The organism is Acidovorax sp. MR-S7 (assembly GCF_000400995.2).
Taxonomy (GTDB): Bacteria; Pseudomonadota; Gammaproteobacteria; order Burkholderiales; family Burkholderiaceae_C; genus MR-S7.
Window position 1 is genome coordinate 52,723 of record NZ_DF238927.1, and the last position, 24,699, is coordinate 77,421.

Here is a 24,699-nt window from a genome sequence, read left to right on the forward strand (position 1 = left end):
GACGGGGAGGCGCAGCCGCCCGGGGCCTCGCCTGTTCACGCCGTGTGTTCGGTGCCCGCGTTCCAGTAGGCCTGCAGCACGCCGGGCAGCTCTTCGATACGCCGTACCACGCCGTCCAGTTCTTCCGCGTCGACCGAGGTTGCGTACAGCACGGCCTCGATCTCCGTGTCCGTGGTGCCGAAGGGGTGCTTCTGCACCGCCCGCACGGGGTATTGCGCGGCTTCCAGCAACGCCAGCAGCTTTTCGTGGACGTCCGCCTGGTCGGCCTGGCGGCACATGGCATAGACGTGGTAGGTGGCTTCGGCCGCGGCTTCGCTCACCGGACGGCGGTTGATGTGGTTGACCACCGGGCGCAGCAGCGTGTTGCTGGCCAGCACGAAGACGGTGGCCAGCGCCGCCTCCACCACCAGGCTGGCGCCCGCGCACGCGCCCACGGCGGCCGAGCCCCACAGCGTGGCTGCGGTGTTGAGCCCGGTGACGTTGATGCCCTCCTTCATGATCGCACCCGCGCCCAGGAAGCCCACGCCCGACACCACGTAGGCCACCACGCGCGTGGCGCCGCCGGAGCCGTCCAGACGCATTGCCAGGTCCACGAACACCGCCGCGCCCACGGCCACCAGGGCGTTGGTGCGCAGCCCGGCCGTGCGCTGGCGTATCTGCCGCTCCAGGCCGATCATGCTGCCGAAGACGAAGGCGAAGAACAGGCTCACCAGCGTGTTGAGGGTGGCCGCGAGGTTGATGTTGTGCAGTGCCTGCATGGTTGTTCTTTTTCGGAATGAGTGAGAAAGCCTAGGGTGGCTCCGTGGCGGTCAGATGAATGTCCGTTGCAGCAGACCGCGCCATCCGCGTGGGCGCGGCGCCTGGGCGGTGGGCCAGCGGCGGCGTGCCGACGGCGGCAGGTGGGCGCAGACGGCGGCGCGTGGCGCATCTTCCAGCAGGCAGAGGACATCCATCATCTGCCGTGCATCCAGTGCAGCCAGGGCCTGCGCGAAGGCCTGCGGGCCGGCCTGGTCGACCAGGTGGTTCAACAGGTGCGGGCGTCGCTGGCCCAGCGCGGCGAGCACGGCGCGCTCCAGGGCGCAGGCGGCTGCGGCGGGGGCGATGGCGTGGGTGAGGCCGGGGGCGCGCTGCGCGCGCAGGCGGGGCAGGTACAGCATGCGGGCTCCTTTCTTTCTCGTTCGGCAGAAGGAGCCGGGCGGGAGTTTCAGCGGCGCGCGGGTCCTTCGGTGGGCGGGGGGGGAGGGACGGGGTCCATGGCGGGGCTCCGGCTCAGCGGGACTTGCAGCCCGAAGGGGCAGCATGGGTGCTGAGGAAATTGCGGATGCGGTGCGTGGGCCAGACGGTGCGCGCGTCCAGGTCCAGCGCCTGTTCCAGCGCGGGCTGGGCGGCCGGCGGCTGGGTGGCGCAGAGGCGGGCAGCGGCCATGCGCGGCGGCAGCCGGCGCGGGTCGCGGTTCCAGAAGGCGATCATGGCGGTCTCCTGTGCGGGCACGGAAAAGGGCCACGTAGCGGTACGTGTCAAACACCTGTGCCGGCAGAGCGCAGGATCTCAGTGGAAGCGCAGGAATGCCACCAGGCCCACTGCCGGGGCGGAAGGTGGAGAAGCTGAAAACTGCAACGGGTTCGGGCGGCCGGCTGGGGCTCCCGTTGCGGGAGTCGGGTCAGTCGGCCAGCGGCGAAGCCATTGCGGCGCGCCTTGCATCACTGGTTGAACTGGCACTGTCCACGTGGGGACTCCAAAATTTGCGAAGCGCGCATTATCCCCCGCGCAGGCCCGCCGGGTCAAGGCGGCTGACTCCCCGCAGCACGCCGCCGACGATGAGCGCCTGCGCCGCGTAGTACGTGGCCAGCACCCGGAACTGCGCGTGAGGCAGCGGGTACACCAAGCGACTGGCGGCCAGCACCGTATCGTTCAGCATGAAGCAGCAGGCGCCCAGCGCCACATAGGCCGCCACGGGCAGGCGCAGCGCGGCGGGCAGCCCGCCCTGCCACAGGAAGGCGTATACGCATGCCCCCAGCGCCAGCGTGGCGGCCAGTGCAGGGCGGTGCGCCATCCATGCCATGCCCCGGCGCGGCAGCGCGATGTAGCACAGGTACGCCAGCAGGAGGCTCGCCAGGCGGGCAATGAACAGGCCGGGCAGCATCAGGCACACGTCGCCGGCCAGCGAAGCCAGCCGTGCGCCCGGCAGCAGCGGGTAAGGCGACTTCAGGTAAGAAAAGCTTCTAGCGCTTTGCTGGCGGGCGCTGGATGCTTCAAAAACAATAGCTAACGCCATGGCTATGGGCTTGAGCGGCAGGTGCCACTCCTCCAACTGCAGCGCACTGGTGGCCGTGGCCAGTGCGCCGGCCTCGACCATCAACGCCTCCCACGGAACGATACGCCCCTGCATGGCCGCACCCAGCGTCCATTGGCAGGCCAGCAGCACGGCGAACCAGATGGCGGTGGCGGCGAGCCGGGCACCCTCGGCCTGCCGCAGAAAGGCCGCTACGCCCGCCAGCCGCAGTACGAACCGCAGGCTGGCGAACCCGCGCAGCGCGCGCGGCATGGCGGGGGCGAACACGGGCATGGCGCCTGATTGTGGGCGGCGCTTTCTGGAAAGAGATGTGGGGGGCCGGTATTTCCAGGCATAGATGTTTTGGTTGTGAGTTCATGGGCAGAAGCTCACGACAAATGATTGGTTGGTGAATGCGCCGCCGCTTTCTACAGTCGCGTACTCCTTGTGGCCGCAAGCCACACCACCGATGGATGAAGTACCGATGCACCGAGATGTCTGGACCGGCGTGGCCCCGCTGCCCTGGAGTGATTCGACGAACGAGCTGGCCGACGTCGTGGAGCGTGTGGCCTGCGAGCTGGCCCGCACGGCGGCCGAGCGGGACCGCGCGGGAGGCACCGCGCTGGAACAGCGGCAGTTGCTGCGTGGCAGCGGTTTGCTCACGCTGGCCGTGCCTGCCGCGTGGGGCGGGCAGGAGGCGCGCTGGCCCGCGATCTTTTCCGCCGTGCGCAGGCTTGCGCAGGCCGACAGCTCGCTGGCGCATCTGTTTGGCTTTCAGCACTTGCAGGTTGCCAGCGTGCTACTGTTCGGCTCGCCCGCGCAACAGGAGCGGTATCTGGGCGCCACGGTGCGGCAGGGCTGGTTCTGGGGCAACGCCGTGAATGCGCGCGACACGCGCCTGGTGGCTACACGCACCGCGCGTGGGTGGCGCCTCGATGGCGTGAAGAGCTTTTGCTCGGGGGCGCGCGATTCCGACGTGCTCAACGTCTCGTTCGCCGTGGGCGACAGCCCGCAGGAGCGGCTGTTTGCCGTGGTGCCTACGGACCGCGCGGGCATTGCCGTGGGCGACGACTGGGACAACATGGGTCAGCGCCAGACCGACAGCGGCACCGTGCTCTTCGACGGGGTCGAGGTGCTGCACGAAGAGGTGCTGGGCCCGCCGGGTGCGGCATCGAGCCCGCATGCCACGCTGCGCAACCTGATCGGGCAGGTCATCCTGACCGAGATCTACCTGGGCAATGCGCAGGGGGCCTTGGCGCAAGCGCTGCAATACACGCAAACACAGGTGCAGCCCAGGGCCATGGCCGGGGTGGAGCGCGCGGTGGACGACGGGCTTTTGCAGCTGCGTGTGGGTGAGCACTGGGCCGCGCTGCGCTCGGCCACAGCATTGGCTGACGAAGCCAACCATGCCTTCGAGCGGGCCTGGCAGCGGGGCAGCGCGCTGACGGCGCAGGAGCGTGGTCAGCTCGGCATGGACGTAGCGGCCGCCCGCGTGACGGCCGGGCGCACGGCGCTGCAGGTGAGCTCGCAGATCTTCGAGCTGATGGGCGCGCGCGCCACCACGGCCAGCCTGGCCCTTGACCGCTATTGGCGCAACGTGCGCGTGCACACGCTGCACGACCCGCTCGACTACCGCAGTAAGAGCATGGGGCGCTGGCTGCTGACGGGCGAGGTACCCGACCCCTATGGCTACGGCTGATGCGCCCGCGCCACCTTGATTTCCCTTTTTTCGCCTCAACCGATTTCTGGAATGGACCCGCACATGACAACCGCTTTTTCCTCCCTCAACCGCCGCCAGTTCGGCCTGGGCCTTTCAGGGCTGGTCCTTTCTTCCTGGGGCGCTGCGGCGCATGCGCAGGAGCGCATCGTCATCGCCGAGAGCCAGGGCTTCAGCTGGGCCGTGCCCTACCTGGTCTCCAGCAAGAACTACTGGAAAAACTACGGTATCGACGCGAGCACGCTGCAATTCACCTCGGGCCGCCTGGCCTTCGATGCGGCCGTGGCGGGCAAGGCGCAATTCGCCACCACCACCGACAGCGTGGTGGGCCTGGCCGGGGCCAATGGCGTGCCCGCCGTGATCGTGGCCGATTTCACGCGGCTGTCGCGCGGCATGGTCGTGGCCGCGCGCAAGGACCGCGTGCGCGATCCGGCCGACCTCAAGGGCAAGCGCGTGGCCACCACGCTGGGCAGCAGCGGCCACTACTTCCTGAGCCGCTACCTGTCGCTGCACGGCCTGGGGCTCAAGGACGTGAAGGTGGTGAACCTGCGCGGCCCCGACGCTGTCACGGCCCTGGTCAAGGGCGAGATCGACGCCTTCGCCTGGGGCTTTGACTCGGGCCAGAAGGCCGTGGCCGATGGCGGCGGCCAGATCGCCATCCTGAGCAACGACAACCTCGAGAAAGTCTTCGTGAGCCATTACGTGCTGGCGGCCAGCGAGGCCACGGTGCGTGCCAACCCGCGCCTGGTGGAGTCGGCCGTGCGCTCGCTGCTTGACGCCGAGCGGCTCTACCGCACCCAGCCGCAGGAGGCGCTGGCGCTGGTGGCCGAGCGCACCAAGGCCACCAAGGAGGCCACGCAGGAGGGCCTGAACACGATCAGCGTGGGCGTGCAGCTCGACGATCGCCTGCTGGACGACCTGGTGCTCAACGCGCAGTGGGCCATCGAGGCGGGCCTGGCCACCGAGCCCAAGACCGATCTGCGCGCCCTGTTCCGCCAGCGCATCTACACCGATGCCCTGCGCACCGTGGCGCCCGATCGCGTGAAGCTGGGCTGAAGGAGCACGTGATGACCCAGCCCGCAGTGCAGGTGCGCGACGCCGCCAAGCTCTATGCCTCGACCACGGGTGCGCTGAACTGGGCGCTCACCGATGTGAGCCTCGACATCGGCGCCGGCGAGTTCGTCTGCGCCATCGGCCCCAGCGGCTGCGGCAAGACCACGCTGCTGAATCTGATTGCGGGCTTCGTGCAGCCCACGCTGGGCACGGTCACGGCACAGGGGCGGCCCGTGCAGGCGCCGGGGCCCGACCGTGGCGTCGTGTTCCAGGAATACGCGCTCTACCCCTGGCTCAGCGCGCGGCGCAATGTCGAGTTCGGCCTGCGCCAGCAAGGCCTGCCCGCGGCGCAGCGGCGCGAACGCGTCAACGAGATGCTGGCGCTGACGGGCCTGGACAAGGCGGCCGACCGCTATCCGTTCGAAATGTCGGGCGGCATGCGCCAGCGCGTGGCCGTGGCGCGCGCATTGGCCACACGGCCCCAGGTGCTGCTCATGGACGAGCCCTTTGCCGCCATCGACGCCCTCACGCGCAGCGCGCTGCAGACCGAGCTTCTGCGCATCTGGCAGGAACTGCAGCTCTCGGTCTTTTTCATTACCCACAACATCGAGGAAGCCGTGTTCCTGGCGCAGCGCATCGTGATCATGAGCCCGCATCCCGGGCGCATTCTGGACATCGTCGAGGTGGATCTTCCGTACCCGCGCGACCGTGGCAGCGCCGCCTTTGGCGCAGTCTATGCCCGCGTGAGCGAAGCCTTCACGCAACTGGTGCAGGAGGCCGGATGAAGACCCCGCAACCGCTTGTGCACAGCGTGGCCTCGGCATTTTCGCCGCTGGCCGGTGGCCCCGCCTGGCCCCGGGAGGGTTCGCCCCCGGTGCGCGAGGACGCGGCGGCGCAGCGCCGCCAGCGCATCGAACACGACTTCCAGGCCGAGCAGCGCCAGCAGCGGCGCAGCGGCCGGCGACGCCAGACCGTGCTGGGCGTGCTGGGTGTGCTGCTGTTCCTGCTGGCCTGGGAGATCGCGCCGCGCGTGGTGCCGGGCATCAACACCAAGATGTTCCCGCCGCCCTCGCAGGTGTGGGGCGTGTTCTGGGAGATGACCTATACCAAGGGCGAGATCTGGCCCCATGTGGGCGCCAGCCTGCAGCGGGCGCTCTGGGGCTTCATCGTGGGGGGCGGCCTGGGCGTGGCCGTGGGCGTGCTCACGGGCCGCGTGACGGTGCTGCGCCAGCTCAGCGATCCCGTGCTGCACGGCCTGCGCGCCATTCCGGCCATCGCCATCGTGCCGCTGGCCATCGTCTGGTTCGGCCTGGGCGATGTGTCCAAGGTGGCGCTGATCGCCTGGGGCGCATTCTTCCCAGTGTGGATCAACACCTTCATCGGCGTGCGCGACATTCCCGCCACCTACCTGCGCTCGGCCGCCACGCTGGGGGCGGGCCGCTGGGCCACGCTGGCGCAGGTGGCGCTGCCCGCGGCGCTGCCCTTCGTCTTCGCGGGCCTGCGCCATGCCACGGCCACGGCCTTCGTGGTGCTGGTGGCCGCCGAGCTGGTGGGGGCCGAAGAGGGGCTGGGCTTCCTGATCTCGTTCGCCCACCTGGTCTTCCGCGTTGACGTCATGTTCGTGGGGCTGCTCTACCTGGGCGCCATCGGCTTCGCCGCGGACCAGCTCTTTGCCTGGGCGCTGCACCGATTCTTCCCCTGGTACGGCGCGGAGGCACGGCGGTGACGCAGCACGCCACGCTGATCCTGCGCGGTGGCCAGGTGCTGCCGCTGGCCCCGGGCCGGCCCCGGGCCGTGCACGAGGCGCTGGCTATCGTGGGCGACCGCGTGCAGGCCGTGGGTAGCGTGGCGCAGGTCGATGCGCTTCGCGGCCCCCGCACGCGCGTCATCGCGCTGGAAGGGCGCACCGTGGTGCCGGGCTTCATCGATGCGCACGCCCATCTGGAGCGCGAGGGCCTCAAGACCCTGCGCCCCAGCCTCGCGCATGCGCGCAGCATTGCCGATGTGCTGGCCGTGGTGGCGCAGGAGGCGCGCCGCCTCCCTGCGGGGCAATGGATCATCACCATGCCCGTGGGCCAGCCGCCGTTCTACTTCGGTGGGCCCGACACCCTGGCCGAGCGCCGGATGCCCACGCGGCAGGAACTCGATGGCGTGGCGCCCGACCATCCCGTCTACATCCCGGGCCTGTTCGGCAACTGGGGCGTGCCGCCAGGCTACAGCGCGCTCAACAGCCTGGGCCTGCAGCGCAACGGTATCGATGCCGACACCTGCCCCGACTGCGCGGGCCTGCAGATCGAGCGCGGCCCCGATGGCGAGCCCACGGGCGTGATCGTGGAGACCAACAAGCGCCCGCTGGTGGAGTTCTCCATCCTCACCCAGGTGCCGCCATTCGGCTTTGCCGACCGGCTTGAGGGCCTGCGGCGCTCGCTGCCGCTCTACCACGCCTACGGCACCACCAGCGTGTACGAAGGGCATGGTTCGGCGCCCGAGACGATTGCCGTCTACCGTGCGCTCTGGGAGCGCGGCGAGCTCAGCATGCGCACGCGGCTGTGCGTGAGCCCGACCTGGTCCAACGTGGTGGAGGCCAGGGCCGCCATGCGCGACTGGCTGGGCCATGCGCGCGGGCGCGGCACGGGCGATGATTTTTTCCGCATCAGCGGCGTCTACATCGGCCTCGGGGGCAATGCCGCGGCGGCTGCGGCCGTGCGCCGTGCACTGCCCAACACGGGCTGGTCAGGCTTTGTCGAATGGGCCAACGGCATCGAAGACTTCCGCAACTACGCCTGGCTGGCCGCCGAGCACGACCTGCGCGTGCACAGCGTGGTGGTTGACCGCGTGGGCGAGGTGCTCGACGTCTTCGAGGCCATCGACCAGCGCTTTCCCCTCGCAGGCCGGCGCTGGGTGGTCGAGCATGTGGGCCGCGTGACCGCGCGGGACATCGAACGCCTGCTGCGCCTGGGCGTGATGGTCACTACCATCCCGTTCTACATGCTCTGGAAGAACGGCGCCGCCTACCTAGAGACGGACCACCCCGAAGAGACCGTGCCCCAGCGTGCGCTGCTCGAGGCCGGCCTGCCGCTGGCCGCGGGCAGCGACAACATTCCCGTGAGCCCGTTCTGGGCCATGTGGTCGTCCATCGTGCGCACCGAACGCACCACGGGCCGCGCGATCGGCCCGGGCCAGGCCCTCGACCGCTGGCAGGCCCTGGCGCTCATGTCGCGCAACGGCGCCTGGCTGAGCTTCGAGGAGGAGCGCAAAGGCACGCTGGAGCCCGGAAAGTGGGCCGACTTCGCCATCCTCGGCGGTGATCCACTGACTGTCTCCCCCGAGGCGCTGGCCCACCTGCATGCGGACGCCACGTTCGTGGGCGGCGTGCCGGTGCACGGGGGCGGGGATGCCGCCATTGCAAGGTAAATCGCCAGCATGTCTTGCAATTCCACGCGCTGGTTGCATGCTCCCCGCGGGCGTATTCCGTCTGCCCTGAACAATCCCGTTCTTAAGTCAGCGCCCCGCGCGCGTCCACGCGGATGATGCGGTCCACCACCCCATGCGCCAATCCGCCGCGCACGCCGATCAGGTAGTCGTGCAGGTTCACCGTGGGGTCGCAGTGGCCGGGCACCAGCCAGAGCATGCGCCCCAGGGCGGGCAGGCGGGCCTTGGAGCCTTCGGCGGTCAGCACGCCGTGCTCGTCGCTGCAACTGGCGTAGCGCAGCGCGCGCTCGGGCGGCAGGCCGTGGACGGTGGGCAGGCCGGAATCGACGGCATGGCTCTTGTGGCCTGCGTCGCAGACGGCGTGGGTGGCGCGGGCGGAGATCACCTGGGTCTTGACGAAAAGCGCGTGCTCGAAGGCCGGCTGGGCGGGCTCGCGCTCGTTGGCGGCGTAGTCCGCATCCATGTAGAGGAAGGAGCCGGCCTGCAGCTCGCCATAGATGCCGCTGGCCGCTTCGTGCACCAGGGTGCCTGTGCCGGAGCCGGTGATCAGCGGCACGGGCAGGCCGGCGGCTTCGATCAGCGCACGCGTGTCGGCGGCGGCTTGCACGACGCGGGCGATGGCGTCGCGCCGCTCCGTGGCGGTGCGCAGGTGCTGGGCGCGGCCGTGGTAGGCCTGCAGCCCGGCGAAGTGCAGGCGCGGCTGCGCCGCCACGGCCCGGGCCAGGGCGACTGCCTCGGGCCCGGGCGGCACGCCGCAGCGGCCCTGGCCCACGTCGATTTCCACGAACACGTCGATGCCGGCGTCGCTGCCGGCCACGCGCATGGCTTCGGCCAGGCGGGCCACGCCTTCCTCGCTGTCCACCGCGATGGCCAGCCGCCCGCCGCGCGCCACCAGTTGCGCGGCCAGCCGCGCGGCACGCAGCAGCTTGCCGGCGGCCAGCACTTCGTTGCTGATGTAGAGGTCGTCCACGCCAGCGGCGGCCAGCGCCTCGGCCTCGGCCACCTTCTGCACGCAGTGGCCGTGCGCGCCGGCCTTTTCCAGCAGCAGGGCGATCTCGGCGCTCTTGTGCATCTTGGCGTGGGGGCGCCAGCGGACCTGGTGCTTGCGCGCGAAATCGGCCATGCGCTGGATGTTGCGTTCCATGGCGTCCAGGTCCAAGACCAGGGCGGGCGTGTCGATCAGGTCCACGCGCTGCCCGATGGTGGCGCGCAGGTGTTCAGGAATGGATTTCATCGCGGCTGGCATTATCCAGATGCTGCGTATCGGCCCAGCCGACGAGGGTGAGGCCGCTGCTGTCGGTCCACAGCAGGCGGTTGATGGCGGCGTTGGTGAGCTGCCAGGTGCGCGGGGCCTGCAGGTGCAGGCGGGTGGCCAGGCGGTAGAGCACGTCCATCACGCCGCCATGCGCGACCAGCACGATCTGCTGGCCCGGGTGGCGGGCGGCGATGGCGTGCACCGTGCGCTCGATGCGCTCGCGCAGCATGGACAGGGACTCGCCCCCGCCGTCGGGCACGAAGTCGGGGTCGCGCTTGCGCCAGCGCAGGGCCTGGTCGGGCGATTCGTCCTCGATCTGCTGGAACGTGCGGCCCTGGAAGTCGCCGAAGCAGCGCTCGCGCAGGCCGCGCTCGGGCGTGAGGGGCGCGCCGGTGGCCTGGGCCACGGCCTCGGCGGTGGCCCAGGCGCGCAGCAGGTCGCTGCTGTAGATGGCTGCGACAGGCTCGTGGGCCAGCGCCTGGCCGACTTGCCGGGCCTGCCACAGGCCGGTGTCATTGAGCGGAATGTCGAGGTGGCCCTGGATGCGGGTGTCCACGTTCCAGGCGGTTTCGCCATGGCGGATGGCGATGAGGCGGGTGGCTTGCATGGGTGGTGCGGATAGGCGGGAAGGACAGTGGCGTGCCTGGATTGTCACTCACTCCCCTGGGGCATCACGCCTTCCGTTGACCCATGAAAAAAGCCGGCTTGGCGCATTGCCGAGCCGGCTCGTGTATGTGCCGAGGGTCAGAGCAGCGACTTGGCGTTGTCGAGCACGAAGTCGCAGGCCTTTTCCTTCAGGTCGCCCTTGACCTTGTCGAGGTTGAAGGTCTTGCCGCCCGAGCCTGTGACCATGCCAGACAGGCCGCTCAGGTAGCCCTCGTCCTTGGGCTCTTCCTTCTGGCCCAGGCCCATCTTGCCCAGCAGCTGGTCCTTGACCTGCGCCGCCTTGTTGGCGTTCAGGTAGTTGTTCTTCATGCAGTAGGTGATCACGCCGGCCGCGTTGCTGGCCGTGCCCGAGCCGGTCAGGCCCATGGCGGACAGGGCGGACATGTCCGCGCCGCCGCCCAGCATGCCGCCGAGCGCCGACGTGCCCGAGGCCTGGCCGCGCAGGGCGTCTCCCAGGCCGGCGGCGTGCGCGCCGGCGCCCAGTCCGCACAGGCTGGCCCACAGCAGGCCGGAGATGGCGATTGTCTTCATGGCAGTTCCTTCCAATGGTGCGCGCGGGCCGAGCCAGGAGCGCACGGCGGCTGCGCGGGAAGGGGCACGTTAGCACGGGGTGGCGCGTGCGAATGTGGACGTTTGCAAACCGGCTAGCGAGCCGGGGCGGGTGCCACGGTGGCCGGCGTGGCCGGTTGCGGGGCAGGGCGTGCGGCGGACTGCGGCTGCACTTCCGTGCGGATGGTGCGCCGGCCCCGCGGCGGCTGCGGGAAGCCGCTGAGGGCCTGGTTGAAGAGCACGCCGTAGATGGCCGGGTCGTCCGTCCACACGTCTTCATAGACGGCGGAGGTTTCGTACACCACCTGCTGGGTGGCCGCGTCGCGCAGCACCAGGCTGACCCCGCGGTGGTACAGGGTCGGGGGAGTGTCCATCATCCAGCCCATTCCCATGCCCCATCCCCAGCGCCCGCCATAGCCCAGCCCCCAGCCGAAGCGGCCATAGAACGGGTCGGAGTAATAGGGCCAGTAGCGCGGCGAGGCGTAGCCGCCCTCGGCGCCGATCTGGGCGATCAGGCGGGGGCGGGCGTCGTCGCGCTGCAGGCCTACGCGCGCCAGAGCCTGCTCGGCCTGGGCCTCGATGGGGATGTAGGCCGCCGAATGGGCTTCCTGCGACGGCAGGCGCTCGATGCGGTAGGTGGGTGGGCTGGGCAGCGCGGAGAGGGTGGAGAAACTGTTGACGTCGCTCTCCACCAGCCGGGGCCCGGCGCAGCCCGCGAGCAGTGCGGCCGCCATGCACAGGGGCAGGACGAGGGCGCGGCGCAAAATGGCCATGGAGGTCTCCTGGAAGGTGGGGCAGGTCAGCCCAATTGCACCACCTGCATACCTGGGAGTGTGGGCGCTGTGGGGAGTTCCTCGTGGTCGAAGGCCATGTCGCCGTCGGGGTCGGCGATGCCGGTGGCCTTGGCGTTGCGGAAGTCGTGCAGCTGCGGGTCCATCATGTGCGTGGTCACGATGTTGCCCATGGCGCGGAACATGCTCTCGATGCGGCCGGGGAATTTCTTGTCCCACTCGCGCAGCATCTCGCCCACGGCTACGCGCTGCAGGCCGTCCTGGCTGCCGCAGAGGTTGCAGGGGATGATGGGAAAGTTCTGGTACTGCGCCCAGCGCGCCGTGTCCTTCTCGGGCACGTAGCACAGGGGGCGGATCACCACGTGTTTGCCGTCGTCGCTGACCAGCTTGGGCGGCATGCCCTTCATGCGGCCGCCGTAGAACATATTGAGCATCAGCGTCTGCACGATGTCGTCGCGGTGGTGGCCCAGCGCCAGCTTGGTGCAGCCCAGCTCGTCGGCCACCTTGTAGAGGATGGCGCGGCGCAGGCGCGAGCACAGGCCGCAGGTGGTCTTGCCCTCGGGCACCACGCGCTTGACGACGCTGTAGGTGTCCTGCGTCTCGATGTGGTAGTCCACGCCGATGCTCTTGAAATAGTCGGGCAGCACATGGTCGGGAAAGCCCGGCTGCTTCTGGTCGAGGTTCACGGCGACGAGGTCGAACTTCACCGGCGCGCGCTTTTGCAGCTTGCGCAGGATGTCCAGCAGCGTGTAGCTGTCCTTGCCGCCGGACATGCAGACCATGATCTTGTCGCCTTCCTCGATCATGTTGAAGTCGAGAATGGCGCGGCCCACCTCGCGGCACAGGCGCTTTTCGAGCTTGATCTGCTCGCGCTCGATCTTGCGGTTGTCGGCTGCCGGCTCTTCGCCGATCCAGCTTGAGGGCTCTTGCATTGCATTCATGGGGTTCACCACTGTCCTGTCTCGACGCGAATGGCCACTTCGCAGTCGTCGAATATTTCCAATTTGGCGATTTTCACGCGCACGCCCAGCACGCCGGGCAGCTGCATCAGCCGGTGGGCCAGCTTGCCGATCAGGCTCTCCAGCAGGTTGACGTGCTCGGCCGTGCACTCGTCGATGATGATCTGGCGTACCTTGCGGTAGTCCAGCACGTGCCGGATGTCGTCGTCGCGCGGCGCCAGGGGCTGGGGGCCCAGGTTCAGCTCGGCGTCCACCTGGATGGGCTGGGGCGCGGTCTTCTCGTGCGCCAGGATGCCCAGGTTGGCGTCGAAGCGCAAACCGGTGAGCGTGAGGATCTGGGTGCCTGCGGACATTTACATCAGGGAGAAATCGCGCTCGAAGCGCATGAGGTGCTGGCCGCCGTCCACCAGCAGCGTGGTGCCGGTGATGGAGCGGTTGTCCAGCGCGAACTTCACGGCGGCGGCCACGTCCTCGGCCGTGGACGAGCGGCCCAGCGGGCTCATCACGTGCAGCGCGGCGAAGCGCTCGGGCGTGAGCATGTGGCTGGTGAGCGTGAGGCCGGGCGCCACGCCCACCACGCGCACGCGCGGGGAGAGCGCCAGGGCCAGCATGGTGCCTGCGGCCTCCAGCGCCGCCTTCGAGAGCGTGTAGCTCAGGAAGTCGGGGTTCTGGTTCCAGAGCTTCTGGTCCAGCAGGTTGACCACTGCGCCCTGCGCATCGGCCTCGCCGCATCCGGCGATGTGCGCATGCAGCGCCTGCGCCAGCAGCGCGGGCGCGCCTGCGTTGCTGCGCAGGTGCCGCTCGAGCAGCGCGTAGCTGAAGCTGGCCGCCGTGTCGTGCTCGAACAGCGAGGCGCTGTTGACCACGGCATCCACGCGGCCGAAGCGCTCCGCCACGCGCGGCAGCAGGGCGCGCACGGCTGCCTCGTCCTGAAAATCTGCATCAAAATGGGCGCTATCGCCCGCCAGTTGTGCGCAAGCAGCTACTGTTTCAATAGCTTCCTGCTCTGACGCGCGGTAGTGCACAGCCACCTGCCAGCCATCCGCCGCCAGGGCCAGGGCAATGCTGCGGCCCAGGCGCTTGGCGGCGCCGGTCACCAGCACGGTGCGGGGGCGGGAGGGAGAGGGCATTGGGGAGACAATCGGGCGCGTGACGAACGAACCCTCAAGTTTAACGAGCGCCCTGCGGGCGCACATCGTGCAGGACATCCGCGCGGCCGGCGGCTGGATCGGTTTCGACCGCTTCATGCAGGCTGCCCTCTATGCCCCCGGCCTGGGCTACTACGCCAACGAAAGCCCCAAGTTCGGCGCCATGCCCGGCAGCGGCAGCGATTTCGTGACCGCGCCCGAGCTGTCGCCCGTCTTCGGCCGGGTGCTCGCGGCCCAGGTGCGCGAGGCGCTGGACGCGACGGGCACGCACGATGTCTGGGAATTCGGCGCCGGCAGCGGCGCGCTGGCCGCGCAGCTGCTGGGCAGCTTGGGCGAGCGCGTGCGGCGCTACACCATCGTGGACCTGTCGGGCAGCTTGCGTGCGCGCCAGCAGGCGCGGCTCGCGCCGTTCGGCGACCGCGTGGCCTGGGCCGACCAGCTGCCGGAGGCGCTGGAAGGCGTGGTGGTGGGCAACGAGGTGCTGGACGCCATGCCCGTGCAGTTGCTGCACCGCCGCGCGGGCACGTGGCACGAGCGCGGCGTGGCGTGGGACGGCGATGGCTTCGCCTGGGAAGACCGGGCCACCGCATTGCGCCCGCCCGTGGAGATCGGTGGTCCGCACGACTACCTGACCGAGATCCACCCGCAGGGCGAGGGCTTCATGCGCATGCTGGCCCAGCGGCTGGCGCGGGGTGCGGCGTTCCTCATCGACTACGGCTTTGGCGAGGACGAGTACTACCACCCCCAGCGCCACATGGGCACGCTGGTGTGCCACCGGGCGCATCAGGTGGATTCCGATCCGTTGGCCGACGTGGGCCTGAAGGACATCACCGCCCACGTCAATTTCACCGCCATGGCCCTGGCCGCGCAGGAGGCGGGGCTCCAAGTCCTGGGCTACACCACGCAGGCGCACTTCCTCATCAACTGTGGACTGCTATCACAATTGGAGCTGCTTGCGCAGGCCCAGCGTGCGCAAGCGGCCAAATTGATGATGGAGCACGAGATGGGCGAGCTGTTCAAGGTGCTGGCTGTGGCGCCGGGTGCGCCCTGGGTGCCGATGGGCTTTGCACAGGGCGACCGCACGCACCGGCTCTAAGCGGAACGCATGCGCCGCCCCTGGCTGAACCACACCAGCAGCACCAGCGCGATCGCGGGCAGGTAGAACCAGTGCGGCGTGGGCCGGCCGCTGCGCACCTGCACGTCGCGCACGTCCCAGCCCTGCTCGAAGCCGGCCTTGGCCGCGCGCGAGCCGAACTTGACCGCGCCGATCTGCAGCGCGTCGCCCCGCGGCACGAGCTGCAGGCCCGCGTCGGCCAGGCGCTTGCGGCCGTCGGCGCCGGCCTCTCCGAGCTGCACGGCCACGGTCTTGGAGCGTTCCTCGCCTTCCAGCGTGGTGCCCTGGATGCGCAGTACCAGGCGGCCTCCGGGGGCCGTGTCGCGCGCCACGTCGAACACGCTGGCGGCGGGGGCATTGCGGTATTCGGGCGCGATGCGGTCCATGAACATGTCGGGGCGGAACAGTAGCACCACGGCCGCGAGCAATGCCAGCGTCTCCCACCAGCGGCACCGGATGCGGAACCAGTTCATGGTCACGGCCGCGAACAGCAGCATGGCGCAGATGCTCGCGGCGATCACCCGCACCATCTCGCCCGCGTCGTCGACGTTGATGAGCAGCAGCTGGGGGTTGAAGATCCAGATGAAGGGCAGGATCAGCGTGCGCAGCGCGTAGATGGAGCCCTGGATGCCCGTGGCGAGCGAGTCTTCGCCCGAGATGGCCGAGGCCGCGAACGTGGCCAGCCCCACGGGCGGGGTGATGTCGGCCATGATGCCGTAGTAGAAGACGAACATGTGCACCGCGATGAGCGGGATCACCATGCCCGACTGCGCGCCCAGCTCCACCACCACGGGCGCCATCAGCGTGGCCACCAGCACGTAGTTGGCCGTGGTGGGCACGCCCAGGCCGATCACCAGGCACGAGAGGGCCACGAACAGCAGCATCAGGATCACGCTGCCATGGCTCACGAACTCCACGAACTCTGTCATGCGCAGGCCCAGGCCCGTGAGCGTGATGCCGCCCACCACGATGCCCGCGGTGGCCGTGGCGATGCCGATGCCGATCATGTTGCGCGCCCCGTTGTGGAAGCCCTCCACCACCGAGGCGAAACCCTCGCGCCACGCGCCCGCGGGCGAGGCCTTGCGGAAGAACGCGATCAGCGGGTGCTGCGTGAGCATGAGCACCACGAGCGAGGTGACGGCCCAGAACGCGGCCAGCGCGGGCGACATCTCCTCGACCATCAAGCACCACACCAGGATGCCGATGGGCATGATGAAGTGCATGCCCGCGCGCACGGTGGGCCAGGTGTCCATGGCGCGCGGGTGCTCGATGTCGATGTCCTGCGGCAGGTCGGGGCAGGCCGCCGCCTGGCGCACGGCCGCCAGGTACAGCGCCAGCACCGTCGCGCCCACGGCCCAGGGGGCGGCTGCGCCCAGCCAGGCCTGCATGGCGGCGAACAGGTAGTAGAGCGCGCACACCAGCGCCACCGAGCCCGACAGGCCGATCAAGTTGCGCAGCGCGCGGTCGCGCAGCGGGCGCGGCGTGCGCTGCACGATGGGCTGCATGCCGAGCTTGAGCGCCTCCAGGTGCACGATGTAGAACAGCCCCAGGTACGACAGGATGGCCGGCAGGAAGGCGTGCTTGACGATGTCGGAATACGGGATGCCCACGTACTCCACCATCAGGAAGGCGGCCGCGCCCATCACCGGGGGCATGATCTGCCCGTCCACCGACGACATGGTCTCGATGGCGCCGGCCTTCACCCCGCCGTAGCCGGCCTTCTTCATGAGCGGAATGGTGAAGATGCCGCCCGAGACCACGTTGGCCACCGAGGAGCCCGAGATCGTGCCGTTGAGCGCCGACGACACCACCGCCACCTTGGCCGGACCGCCGCGCAGGTGGCCCAGCGCCGCGAAGCTCACCTGCATCATGTAGTTGCCGCCGCCGCCGCGGTCGAGCAGCGCGCCGAACAGTACGTAGACGAAGATGGTGCCGGCCGACACGCCCAGCGCGATGCCGTACACGCCCTCGGTGGTGAGCCACATGTGCGAGAGCAGCCGGTTGAGCGATGCGCCCTTGTGCGCGATCACCTCGGGCAGCCAGGGCCCGAGCATGCAGTAGGCGATGAAGGCCAGCGCCAGTGCCGCCATGGGCCAGCCCACGGCGCGGCGCGTGGCCTCCAGCAGCAGCACCAGGCCGGCGGTGGAGACCACGATGTCCATGGTCGAGGGCGTGCCGGGCCGCGTGGCCAGCTCGGCGTAGAACAGCATGATGTAGGCGCCCGCGAAGGCGCCGGCGGCGGCCAGCAGCCAGTCCGTCCAGGGCACCGTCTGGCGCCGCGAGCGCTGGGTGGCCGGCCAGGCGGCGAAGGCCAGGAACAGGGCGAACGCCAGGTGGATGGAGCGCGCCTCGGTGTCGTTCAGGATGCCCCAGCCCAGCGTGAACGGCAGCGGCGACGCGTACCAGTACTGGAACAGCGCCCAGGCGAGCGCCACCGCGAAGATGATGTGCTTGGGCAGCCCCACGGGCTTGCGCCCGCCGGTGTCGGCGTCGGCGACGAGTTGCTGAAGGGCCTCGGGGGCCTTGTCGATGTCGGTGGCCATGCTGCGGTTCCAGTCGGTACAAAAAAGGGGCGAAGCACCTGGCGCTTCGCCCCTGCGGGGGGACTGGGGGATGCCGCTTACTGAATCCAGCCCTTTTCCTTGTAGTAGCGCGCGGCGCCCTCGTGCAGGGGTGCGCTCAGGCCGTCCTTGACCATGCTCTGCGGCGACAGGTTCGCCAGCGCCGGATGCAGTTTCTTGAATTCCTCGAAGTTCTCGAACACCGCCTTGGTGACGGCATAGACGGTGTCGGCCGGCGTCTTGGCCGAGGCCACCACGGTGGCCAGCACGCCATAGGTGGGCGTGGCCTGCGGGTTGTTGGGGTAGAGCCCCGCGGGGATTGTGACCTTGGCGTAGTAGGGCTTGTCGGCCACCAGCTTGTCCACCACCGGGCCCGCCAGCGGCACCAGCTTGGCGCCGCACGAGGTGGTGGGGTCCTGGATGTTGGCCGAGGGGTGGCCCACGCCGTAGAAGAAGCCGTCCACCTTGCCGTCGCACAGCGCCGGGCCGTGCTCGTCGGCCTTCAGCTCGGAGGCCAGCGAGAAGTCCGACAGCTTCCAGCCCATGGCGGCCAGCAGCTCCTCCATCGACGCGCGCGTGCCCGATCCGGGGTTGCCCACGTTGAAGCGCTTGCCCTTGAAATCCTCGAACTTGCCGATGTTGGCTTCCTTGCGCGCGACCACGGTGAACGGCTCGGGATGCACGGCGAACACGGCGCGCAGGTCGCCCACGGCGCCCGCGTCCTTGAACTGGCTCACGCCCTTCACGGCGTTGTACTGCACGTCGGACTGGGTGAAGCCCAGGTCCAGCTCGCCGGCCTTGATGGTGTTCACGTTGAACACCGAGCCGCCCGTGGATTCCACCGAGCAGCGGATGCCGTGCTTGGCGCGGTCCTTGTTCACCAGGCGGCAGATGGCGCCGCCGGCGGCGTAGTACACGCCCGTCACCCCGCCGGTGCCGATGGTGACGAACTTCTGCTGTGCCATGGCGGGCGTGCCGCCCAGCGTGGCGCACAGCAGGGCCACGGGGGCCAGAGCCCGGGCGGCGGTCTTCAGGGTGAATGTCACGGTCATGCGCTTCTCCTTGGGGATGGGGGTGAATGAACGGTGCATCTCAGTGCAGCGCGGCGTCCAGGGCGGCCTGCAGGCGCTGGGCGATGGTGGCCAGGTCGGCATCGCTCGCGATGAAGGGCGGCGCCAGCAGCACGTGGTCACCATAGCGGCCGTCCACCGTGCCACCCATCGGGTAAACCAGCAAGCCGCGCGCGAACGCCTCGGCCTTCACGCGCGCATGCAGGCGGCGCGCCGGGTCGAAGGGGGCCTTGCTGGCGCGGTCCTGCACCAGCTCCACGCCCCAGAACAGGCCGCGCCCGCGGATGTCGCCCACGCGCGGGTGCGCATCGAACGCGCCGTGCAGCAGGCCCTGCAGGCGCTGGCCCGCTGCGCGCACGCGCGCCAGCAGCCCGTCGCGCTCGATCACGCGCTGCACGGCCAGCGCGGCGGCGCAAGCCACGGCATGGCCCAGGTAGGTATGGCCGTGCTGGAAGAAGCCGCTGCCCGCCGTCATGGCCTGCACGATGCGCCCCTGCGCCAGCACCGCGCCGATGGGCTGGTAGCCGCCGCCCAGGCCCTTGGCGATGGTCATCAGGTCGGGCACCACGCCGTCCTGCTCGCAGGCATGCAGCGTGCCCGTGCGGCCCATGCCGCACATCACCTCGTCCAGGATCAGCAACACGCCGTACGTGTCGCACACGCGGCGCACGGCCTGCAGGTAGCCGGGCACGGGCACGAGCACGCCTGCGGTGGCGCCGCCCACGGTCTCGGCCACGAAGGCCATCACACTGTCCGCGCCCAGGCGCAGGATGGTGTCCTCCAGCTCCTGCGCGAGGCGCTGGCCGTACTGCTCGGGCGTTTCCTCCGCGCGCTGCTCGCGGTAGGGGTAGCAGGGCGCGACGTGCTCCACGTCGATCAGCAGCGGCGCGAACTGCGCGCGCCGCCAGGCGTTGCCGCCCACCGCCAGCGCGCCCAGCGTGTTGCCGTGGTAGCTCTGGCGCCGCGCGATGAAGTGGCGCCGCTGCGGCTGGCCGATCTCCACGAAATACTGCCGCGCCATCTTCAGCGCCGCCTCCACGGCCTCGGAGCCGCCGCTCACGAAATACGCGTGGCTCATGCCCTCGGGCGCGGTGCGCACGAGCTGGTCGGCCAGTTCCTCGGCCACCTCGGTGGTGAAGAAGCTCGTGTGCGCATAGGCCAGCCGGTCGATCTGCGCATGCATGGCGGCCAGCACGTCGGGGTGCCCATGGCCCAGGCACGACACGGCTGCACCGCCCGAGGCGTCGAGGTATTCCTTGCCCGAGGCGTCGCGCAAGGTCACGCCGTGCCCCGCCACGGCGCGCGGCGGGGTGTGGTGCAGGTGGCGGTGCAATACGTGCGTGGTTGTCATGGCGGCGGGTGGTCTGTCCATCGCGGCCCAGTGTGGGCGCAGGCCGTGCCCTGGCGCCAATGCATTTTTGGTGCCAGCCCATGTCCTGCGTTTATGTTGCGCCGCACCAGCCGGCGCACAATGGCACCCTCCCCACTCGCAACACCCGACCGCCATGAGTCTGAAGATCGACCGTTTCGACCACATCGTCCTCAACGTCGCGGACGTGGAAGCCAGCGCTGCCTGGTACGTGCGCGTGCTGGGCATGGAGCGCGAGGAATTCGACTCGCGCACCGGCACGCGCGTGGCGCTGAAGTTCGGCCGCCAGAAGATCAACCTGCGCCCCATGGGCACCGACACCGTGGCGTGGTTCACCGGCGCCAACCCCGCGCCGGGCAGCGACGACCTGTGCTTCGTCACCACGCAGCCGGCGGCCGAGGTGGTGGCGCACTTCGCGGCCGTGGGCGTCACGCCCGAGGTCGGACCCGTGGAGCGCACCGGCGCGCTGGGGGTGATGACCTCGGTCTATTGCCGCGACCCGGACGGCAACCTCGTCGAGGTGGCGACCTACGCGCCATAAATTCCGGTCATGGGCGGCGCTGCAAACGGCATTGGCGCGCGGCCGGCCGTTTGCCTAGATTGCGCGCCATGGAACCCGTGCACACCCCCCGTCCGCATGTCTGCGTGCTCGGCGCCGGCATCGTGGGCCTGGCCACGGCGTGGGAGCTGGCGCAGGCCGGCGTGGCGGTCACCGTCGTGGACCGCGCCGCACCAGGGCAGGGCACCAGCGGCGCCAATGGTGCGCAGCTCAGCTACGCCTACGTGCAGCCGCTGGCCGACCCCTCGCTCTGGCTGCAGCTGCCCAAGCTGCTGCTCTCGCCCGATTCGCCGCTCTCCCTGCGCCTGCGCTTCGACCCCTGGCAATGGGCCTGGGGGCTGCGCTTCCTGGCTGCCTGCCGCACCAGCGTGTCGCGGCGTACCACCGGGCGGCTGCTGGCCCTGGCGGCCGAAAGCCGTACGGGCTTCGACGACTTCATGGCGCGCGAGCGCATCGACTGCGACTTTTCCGCCACCGGCAAGCTGGTGCTGTATGCGGACGCCGAGGGGTTTGCCGGCGCGCGCCGCCAGCTCGCGCTGCAGCGCGAGCTGGGCAGCGTGCAGCAGGCCCTCGCGCCCGCCGAATGCGCGGCGGTGGAGCCGGCGCTCGCCCACTACGCGCCGCGCATCGCGGGCGGCATCCACACACCCGGCGAATGCGCGGCCGACTGCCACAAGGTCTGCCAGGCGCTGGAGCGCCTGCTGCGCGCGCGCGGCGTGGCGTTCGTGCGCGGCGAGGTGAACCGCCTGCGCATGCATGGCGGCCGCGTGGCGACCGCGCAGATGGCGGACGGCACGGCGCTGCAGGCCGATGCCTTCGTGCTCGCTTTGGGCACGGGCTCGCCCGCGCTGCTGCGCCCGCTCGGGCTGGGAGCGGCCTGGCGGGTGCCGGTCTATCCGCTCAAGGGCTACAGCATCACCGCCGCGGCCAGCGCGCAGCCGGGCGCCGCGCCCGTGGTGAGCGTGACCGACGCGGCGCGCAAGGTGGTGTTCGCGCGGCTGGGCGACCGCCTGCGCGTGGCGGGCATGGCCGAGCTGACGGGCGAAGACCTCTCCATCGCACCCGCGCGCATCGCCGCGCTGCAGGCCACGGCGCGCGACGTGTTCCCGCAGGGCGGCGACTACGCGCGGGCCGAGCCCTGGGCCGGCCTGCGCCCCGCCACGCCCACGGCCGAGCCGGTGCTGGGCCGGCTGCCGCAGGGGCCGGCCAACCTGTTCATGAACACGGGCCACGGCGCGCTGGGCTTCACGCTGGCCTTCGGCAGCGCGCGGCGCGTGGCGGCCGCGATCACGGGATCTGCTGCAGCGCCTGCTGCATGCAGCGCGTGAACGCGCGCGCCGCCACCGACTGCGGATGCGCCGCCGGCCGCAGCGCGTGCACCGTGGTGGCGATGGCGGGCTCCACCGCCAGCACGTCCACCCGGGCGCGGTCGGCCGACGCGGCCGTGCAGCCCTCCACCAGGGCCACGCCCACGCCGTGGTGCGCCAGCGCCAGGGCCACGTGGTAGGTCTGCACCGACATCACCTCGTTCAGCCCCGCGTCCTGGCCGCGCAGCGCATGGTCCAGCACCATGCCCAGCGGGTCGCGCCCGTCCAGCGCGATCAGGGGCAGGCCCGCGAGCTGCTGCAACTGGATGCTGCCCGCGCGCAGCACCCGCGCGGGCAGCAGGCCCTTGGGCGCGATGCACATCACGCGCCGCTCGGCCAGGCGCTCCTGCACCAGGGCCGGGTGGCTGGTGGCGACGAAGACGTAGCCCGCGTCGGCCTCCTGCAGCGCCAGTGCCGAGACGATCTGCGGCGAGTGCAGCGCCTGGTGGTGCACCACCACGCGCGGGTGCTTCTCGCGAAAGAGCTGCATGGCGCGCGGGAACACCTCGTAGCTCAGCCCCAGCACCGTGAGCACGCGCAGCGTGCCCCGGCCGCGCCCGGCCTTGAGGCTGGCCGACAGGCGCTGCACCTCGTCGAGCTGGGCGAACAGCCGCTCGATGTGCGGGTGCAGTGTGCGCGCCTCGGGCGTGGGCTGCAGCCGCCCGCCCACGCGCTGGAACAGCGCGAAGCCGAGCTGCAGCTCCGCGTGCTGCAGCGTGCGGCTCACGGCCGGCTGGGTCACGTTGATCATGCGTGCCGCGGCGCTCACGCTGCCGGTGAGCATGATGGCGTTGAAGACCTCGATATGGCGCAATCGCATGGCGGGGCATCCTACACTTGGCCCCATGCTGCGCTGGCTCATCGTCGTCTTCCTCGCCCTGGTGCTCATCAACGGGCTCACGCCCTGGCTGCGCCGCCTGGGGCTGGGCCGGCTGCCGGGGGATTTCCACTTCCGCCTGTTCGGGCGCGACTGGTTCATTCCGCTGGCCAGCACGGTGCTGCTGAGCTTCCTGCTCAGCCTGCTGGTCAAATGGCTGTGAGTGTTTTCGGCTCCTAGCGCTTGTCCAGCAAGAGCGGGCAGCTATCGATTTCGAGAAAGCTCTTGTCTTACGCCGACGACCCAGGCTGTTCGGTAAGGGGCGTGTGCGGAAGCGGGTCGACTGGGACTTGTAGACTTTGTGGCCTTCATCCGTGATGCCGGAACATTTCTCCGATGCTGCATTGACCGTAAGACCCATGAAAAAAAGCAAAAACAGCTCCATTCCAACACTTTCTTTTCTGCCCGCTGCGTTGGTCCCTAGGACGCAAGGCACGGCGCTACCCAGCGAGGCACAGGCGTGCTATACATTGGGAGATCAGTGGTTAGAAGACAACCGGGCGGACGAGGCTCTCCGGGCATACGACCATGCTATTGCCCTGCAGCCTGGCTATGTGGATGCGCACCTGAGCCGGACCAACGCATTGCTGCGCCTGCAACGTGCCGCCGAGGCGCTGGCCAATTGCGAGCGCACCGTGGCGATTGCACCTACCTTGGGCTTGGCCCATTACAACCATGGCGCTGTTCTAGAAGGGTTGGGGCGCGCCGAAGAAGCCGAACGAAGCTATCGCTTGGCTGCACAATATGAGCCGGATAGCGCGTATACCCACTTCGCTCTGGGCTATCTCCTTCTTCACCAGAACAAGCGTCAAGATGCCATGGCCTGCATGAACCGGGTGCTGGAGTTGGAGCCGCAGAATGCGCAGGCGCTGATCAACCGGGGTCAAGCGTACATGGAGATGCAGCAGGATGAGTTGGCATTTGCCGACTTCAATCAAGCCTTGAGAATCAATCCTCACTTGGCCGAGCCACGGGCCCAGGTGAGTATCCTGCTCAGGAAGCACAAGCGGCACAAGGAAGCACTGCAGCAATTGCAAGCGGCGTGGAGAGCCAATTCGCAAATGCCGGGCTTGTTGACGGACATGATGAGTGTCATGACCGACATGTGCGAGTGGAACAGCCTTGACGAGGGCTTGCGCCGCATTGACACAGCCGTGGCGCAGGCCCAACCCGGCGTGAGTCCCTTCAAAGTCCTAGGCCTGCGTGACTCTCCTGAACTGCAATTGCAGGCTGCGCGCAACGAAGTGGTAGTGTCCGCCAGCGGCCAGCTTCCGATTGGTCCTTGTTCTGTGCGCGCCGGCACTCCTGGCAAGATCCGTGTGGGCTACTACTCCGCAGATTTTCGTCACCACGCCACCAGTATCTTGATGGCGCAACTGTTCGAACTTCACGACCATGAGCGATTTGAATGGTTTGCTTTCGACTTCGGGCCGCTCCAGGAGGATGCCATGCGCGAACGCGTACGCAAGACCTTCGACCATTTTATTGACGTGCGTGGCCATTCCGATCGACAGGTGGCCAAGCTTTCGCGTGAGCTGGGCATCGATATCGCTGTCGATTTGAAGGGCTTCACCGGGGACAATCGCTTCGGCATTTTCGCTTTCCGCTGCGCACCGGTGCAGGTGAGTTGGCTGGGTTATCCCGGCACCACGGGCGCGGACTTCATGGACTACGTTATTGCCGACAAGGTGGTGCTTCCGCCTGAATTGCAACCGTACTTCAGCGAGAAGGCTGTCTATATGCCGCACAGCTACCAGTGCAACGACGCTCATCGCCGCATTGCCGATCGGGTTTTCACCCGTGTTGAGCAAGGATTGCCTGAAACGGGCTTCGTCTTCTGCTGCTTCAACAATAACTACAAAATTCTAGGCTCTGTCACAAATCTGTGTTGGTAGTATGTGGGCCAACGCGTTGACGGAGTGGGTTTGCCATGCGGAAGA

Annotated in this window: 25 protein-coding genes; 10 read left to right on the plus strand and 15 right to left on the minus strand. The window is 69.3% G+C overall.

The annotated features are described in order from the left end of the window. Positions 1-35: 35 nt before the first annotated feature. From AVS7_RS12280 to AVS7_RS12295, 4 genes are all read right to left on the minus strand, one after another. A complete protein-coding gene (locus tag AVS7_RS12280; RefSeq protein WP_020228695.1) occupies positions 36-758 on the minus strand; it encodes an MgtC/SapB family protein in 723 nt (240 codons plus the stop codon). Between the two features lie 51 nt (positions 759-809). After that, the gene (locus AVS7_RS12285; RefSeq protein WP_020228696.1) at positions 810-1,157 is read right to left on the minus strand and encodes a hypothetical protein; all 348 of its coding nucleotides are present in this window, start codon (positions 1,155-1,157) and stop codon (positions 810-812) included. A 112-nt stretch (positions 1,158-1,269) separates the two neighbouring features. Next, positions 1,270-1,470 (minus strand): hypothetical protein, encoded by a 201-nt coding sequence (locus tag AVS7_RS12290; protein ID WP_020228697.1) that lies wholly within the window; start codon positions 1,468-1,470, stop codon positions 1,270-1,272. A 286-nt stretch (positions 1,471-1,756) separates the two neighbouring features. After that, complete coding sequence (locus AVS7_RS12295; protein WP_020228698.1) at positions 1,757-2,566, minus strand: lysoplasmalogenase family protein; 810 nt, start codon at positions 2,564-2,566, stop codon at positions 1,757-1,759. 175 nt (positions 2,567-2,741) lie between these two features. Between AVS7_RS12295 and AVS7_RS12300 the strand changes: the two genes are divergently transcribed. From AVS7_RS12300 to AVS7_RS12320, 5 genes are all read left to right on the plus strand, one after another. Then, positions 2,742-3,971, plus strand: coding sequence for an acyl-CoA dehydrogenase family protein (locus AVS7_RS12300; protein WP_034690807.1), 1,230 nt, complete (start codon positions 2,742-2,744; stop codon positions 3,969-3,971). Between the two features lie 63 nt (positions 3,972-4,034). Further along, positions 4,035-5,045, plus strand: coding sequence for an ABC transporter substrate-binding protein (locus AVS7_RS12305; RefSeq protein ID WP_020228700.1), 1,011 nt, complete (start codon positions 4,035-4,037; stop codon positions 5,043-5,045). An 11-nt stretch (positions 5,046-5,056) separates the two neighbouring features. Beyond that, the gene (locus AVS7_RS12310) at positions 5,057-5,827 is read left to right on the plus strand and encodes an ABC transporter ATP-binding protein (protein WP_020228701.1); all 771 of its coding nucleotides are present in this window, start codon (positions 5,057-5,059) and stop codon (positions 5,825-5,827) included. Then, complete coding sequence (locus AVS7_RS12315) at positions 5,824-6,768, plus strand: ABC transporter permease (RefSeq protein ID WP_020228702.1); 945 nt, start codon at positions 5,824-5,826, stop codon at positions 6,766-6,768. Before AVS7_RS12310 ends, AVS7_RS12315 begins: the two co-directional genes overlap by 4 nt. After that, positions 6,765-8,456, plus strand: coding sequence for an amidohydrolase (locus AVS7_RS12320; RefSeq protein WP_020228703.1), 1,692 nt, complete (start codon positions 6,765-6,767; stop codon positions 8,454-8,456). Before AVS7_RS12315 ends, AVS7_RS12320 begins: the two co-directional genes overlap by 4 nt. 82 nt (positions 8,457-8,538) lie before the next feature. Here the strand turns inward: AVS7_RS12320 and AVS7_RS12325 are convergent, their stop codons facing one another. The 7 genes from AVS7_RS12325 to AVS7_RS12355 form a co-directional block, all read right to left on the minus strand. Then, positions 8,539-9,708: a DSD1 family PLP-dependent enzyme gene (locus tag AVS7_RS12325; RefSeq protein WP_020228704.1), complete on the minus strand. Its 1,170-nt coding sequence runs from the start codon at positions 9,706-9,708 to the stop codon at positions 8,539-8,541. Beyond that, positions 9,692-10,336 (minus strand): histidine phosphatase family protein, encoded by a 645-nt coding sequence (locus AVS7_RS12330; RefSeq protein WP_020228705.1) that lies wholly within the window; start codon positions 10,334-10,336, stop codon positions 9,692-9,694. Before AVS7_RS12330 ends, AVS7_RS12325 begins: the two co-directional genes overlap by 17 nt. 137 nt (positions 10,337-10,473) lie before the next feature. Next, positions 10,474-10,926: a DUF2501 domain-containing protein gene (locus AVS7_RS12335; protein WP_020228706.1), complete on the minus strand. Its 453-nt coding sequence runs from the start codon at positions 10,924-10,926 to the stop codon at positions 10,474-10,476. 113 nt (positions 10,927-11,039) lie between these two features. Next, complete coding sequence (locus AVS7_RS12340; protein ID WP_020228707.1) at positions 11,040-11,717, minus strand: DUF4136 domain-containing protein; 678 nt, start codon at positions 11,715-11,717, stop codon at positions 11,040-11,042. Positions 11,718-11,743: 26 nt separating this feature from the next. Continuing rightward, positions 11,744-12,676, minus strand: coding sequence for a tRNA 2-thiocytidine(32) synthetase TtcA (gene ttcA / locus AVS7_RS12345; RefSeq protein ID WP_034690809.1), 933 nt, complete (start codon positions 12,674-12,676; stop codon positions 11,744-11,746). Between the two features lie 5 nt (positions 12,677-12,681). Further along, positions 12,682-13,047: a dihydroneopterin aldolase gene (locus tag AVS7_RS12350; RefSeq protein ID WP_020228709.1), complete on the minus strand. Its 366-nt coding sequence runs from the start codon at positions 13,045-13,047 to the stop codon at positions 12,682-12,684. Continuing rightward, a complete protein-coding gene (locus AVS7_RS12355) occupies positions 13,048-13,824 on the minus strand; it encodes an SDR family oxidoreductase (protein WP_020228710.1) in 777 nt (258 codons plus the stop codon). It abuts the gene before it with no gap. Positions 13,825-13,891: 67 nt separating this feature from the next. Between AVS7_RS12355 and AVS7_RS12360 the strand changes: the two genes are divergently transcribed. Further along, on the plus strand, positions 13,892-14,938 hold the full coding sequence (locus AVS7_RS12360) for an SAM-dependent methyltransferase (protein ID WP_020228711.1): 1,047 nt from the start codon (positions 13,892-13,894) through the stop codon (positions 14,936-14,938). Here AVS7_RS12360 and AVS7_RS12365 read toward each other — a convergent pair. The 3 genes from AVS7_RS12365 to AVS7_RS12375 form a co-directional block, all read right to left on the minus strand. Then, on the minus strand, positions 14,935-17,499 hold the full coding sequence (locus AVS7_RS12365; protein ID WP_020228712.1) for a TRAP transporter permease: 2,565 nt from the start codon (positions 17,497-17,499) through the stop codon (positions 14,935-14,937). The genes AVS7_RS12360 and AVS7_RS12365 overlap by 4 nt on opposite strands. Before the next feature lie 77 nt (positions 17,500-17,576). Continuing rightward, positions 17,577-18,569, minus strand: a complete 993-nt coding sequence (locus AVS7_RS12370) for a TAXI family TRAP transporter solute-binding subunit (protein ID WP_020228713.1) — start codon at positions 18,567-18,569, stop codon at positions 17,577-17,579. A 40-nt stretch (positions 18,570-18,609) separates the two neighbouring features. Further along, positions 18,610-19,938: an aspartate aminotransferase family protein gene (locus AVS7_RS12375; RefSeq protein WP_024001473.1), complete on the minus strand. Its 1,329-nt coding sequence runs from the start codon at positions 19,936-19,938 to the stop codon at positions 18,610-18,612. Positions 19,939-20,092: 154 nt separating this feature from the next. On the opposite strand from AVS7_RS12375, the gene AVS7_RS12380 reads away from it, so the two are divergent. Both AVS7_RS12380 and AVS7_RS12385 read left to right on the plus strand, forming a co-directional pair. Continuing rightward, entirely contained in the window at positions 20,093-20,497 is a 405-nt protein-coding gene (locus AVS7_RS12380) for a VOC family protein (protein WP_020228715.1), read from the plus strand. A 68-nt stretch (positions 20,498-20,565) separates the two neighbouring features. Then, positions 20,566-21,843 carry a D-amino acid dehydrogenase gene (locus AVS7_RS12385; protein WP_020228716.1) on the plus strand — a complete coding sequence of 426 codons (1,278 nt, stop codon included), beginning with the start codon at positions 20,566-20,568 and terminating at the stop codon, positions 21,841-21,843. Here the strand turns inward: AVS7_RS12385 and AVS7_RS12390 are convergent. Then, positions 21,803-22,702 carry a LysR family transcriptional regulator gene (locus AVS7_RS12390; protein ID WP_034690810.1) on the minus strand — a complete coding sequence of 300 codons (900 nt, stop codon included), beginning with the start codon at positions 22,700-22,702 and terminating at the stop codon, positions 21,803-21,805. The genes AVS7_RS12385 and AVS7_RS12390 overlap by 41 nt on opposite strands. Before the next feature lie 25 nt (positions 22,703-22,727). On the opposite strand from AVS7_RS12390, the gene AVS7_RS12395 reads away from it, so the two are divergent. Further along, the gene (locus tag AVS7_RS12395; RefSeq protein ID WP_020228718.1) at positions 22,728-22,922 is read left to right on the plus strand and encodes a DUF2905 domain-containing protein; all 195 of its coding nucleotides are present in this window, start codon (positions 22,728-22,730) and stop codon (positions 22,920-22,922) included. A gap of 196 nt (positions 22,923-23,118) precedes the next feature. Beyond that, on the plus strand, positions 23,119-24,654 hold the full coding sequence (locus AVS7_RS12400) for a tetratricopeptide repeat protein (protein ID WP_234450015.1): 1,536 nt from the start codon (positions 23,119-23,121) through the stop codon (positions 24,652-24,654). The last annotated feature ends 45 nt before the right edge of the window (positions 24,655-24,699 follow it).

Bases quoted from the DNA above. Each gene is read 5' to 3' on its own strand.
- AVS7_RS12375 (WP_024001473.1), bottom strand. From the start codon at position 19,938: ATGACAACCACGCACGTATTGCACCGCCACCTGCACCACACCCCGCCG.
- AVS7_RS12355 (WP_020228710.1), bottom strand. From the start codon at position 13,824: ATGCCCTCTCCCTCCCGCCCCCGCACCGTGCTGGTGACCGGCGCCGCC.
- AVS7_RS12365 (WP_020228712.1), bottom strand. From the start codon at position 17,499: ATGGCCACCGACATCGACAAGGCCCCCGAGGCCCTTCAGCAACTCGTC.
- AVS7_RS12325 (WP_020228704.1), bottom strand. From the start codon at position 9,708: ATGAAATCCATTCCTGAACACCTGCGCGCCACCATCGGGCAGCGCGTG.
- AVS7_RS12280 (WP_020228695.1), bottom strand. From the start codon at position 758: ATGCAGGCACTGCACAACATCAACCTCGCGGCCACCCTCAACACGCTG.
- AVS7_RS12285 (WP_020228696.1), bottom strand. From the start codon at position 1,157: ATGCTGTACCTGCCCCGCCTGCGCGCGCAGCGCGCCCCCGGCCTCACC.
- AVS7_RS12305 (WP_020228700.1), top strand. From the start codon at position 4,035: ATGACAACCGCTTTTTCCTCCCTCAACCGCCGCCAGTTCGGCCTGGGC.
- AVS7_RS12380 (WP_020228715.1), top strand. From the start codon at position 20,093: ATGAGTCTGAAGATCGACCGTTTCGACCACATCGTCCTCAACGTCGCG.
- AVS7_RS12310 (WP_020228701.1), top strand. From the start codon at position 5,057: ATGACCCAGCCCGCAGTGCAGGTGCGCGACGCCGCCAAGCTCTATGCC.
- AVS7_RS12290 (WP_020228697.1), bottom strand. From the start codon at position 1,470: ATGATCGCCTTCTGGAACCGCGACCCGCGCCGGCTGCCGCCGCGCATG.
- AVS7_RS12340 (WP_020228707.1), bottom strand. From the start codon at position 11,717: ATGGCCATTTTGCGCCGCGCCCTCGTCCTGCCCCTGTGCATGGCGGCC.
- AVS7_RS12300 (WP_034690807.1), top strand. From the start codon at position 2,742: ATGGATGAAGTACCGATGCACCGAGATGTCTGGACCGGCGTGGCCCCG.
- AVS7_RS12395 (WP_020228718.1), top strand. From the start codon at position 22,728: ATGCTGCGCTGGCTCATCGTCGTCTTCCTCGCCCTGGTGCTCATCAAC.
- AVS7_RS12315 (WP_020228702.1), top strand. From the start codon at position 5,824: ATGAAGACCCCGCAACCGCTTGTGCACAGCGTGGCCTCGGCATTTTCG.
- AVS7_RS12390 (WP_034690810.1), bottom strand. From the start codon at position 22,702: ATGCGATTGCGCCATATCGAGGTCTTCAACGCCATCATGCTCACCGGC.
- AVS7_RS12295 (WP_020228698.1), bottom strand. From the start codon at position 2,566: ATGCCCGTGTTCGCCCCCGCCATGCCGCGCGCGCTGCGCGGGTTCGCC.
- ttcA (WP_034690809.1), bottom strand. From the start codon at position 12,676: ATGAATGCAATGCAAGAGCCCTCAAGCTGGATCGGCGAAGAGCCGGCA.
- AVS7_RS12350 (WP_020228709.1), bottom strand. From the start codon at position 13,047: ATGTCCGCAGGCACCCAGATCCTCACGCTCACCGGTTTGCGCTTCGAC.
- AVS7_RS12330 (WP_020228705.1), bottom strand. From the start codon at position 10,336: ATGCAAGCCACCCGCCTCATCGCCATCCGCCATGGCGAAACCGCCTGG.
- AVS7_RS12400 (WP_234450015.1), top strand. From the start codon at position 23,119: ATGAAAAAAAGCAAAAACAGCTCCATTCCAACACTTTCTTTTCTGCCC.
- AVS7_RS12370 (WP_020228713.1), bottom strand. From the start codon at position 18,569: ATGACCGTGACATTCACCCTGAAGACCGCCGCCCGGGCTCTGGCCCCC.
- AVS7_RS12385 (WP_020228716.1), top strand. From the start codon at position 20,566: ATGGAACCCGTGCACACCCCCCGTCCGCATGTCTGCGTGCTCGGCGCC.
- AVS7_RS12335 (WP_020228706.1), bottom strand. From the start codon at position 10,926: ATGAAGACAATCGCCATCTCCGGCCTGCTGTGGGCCAGCCTGTGCGGA.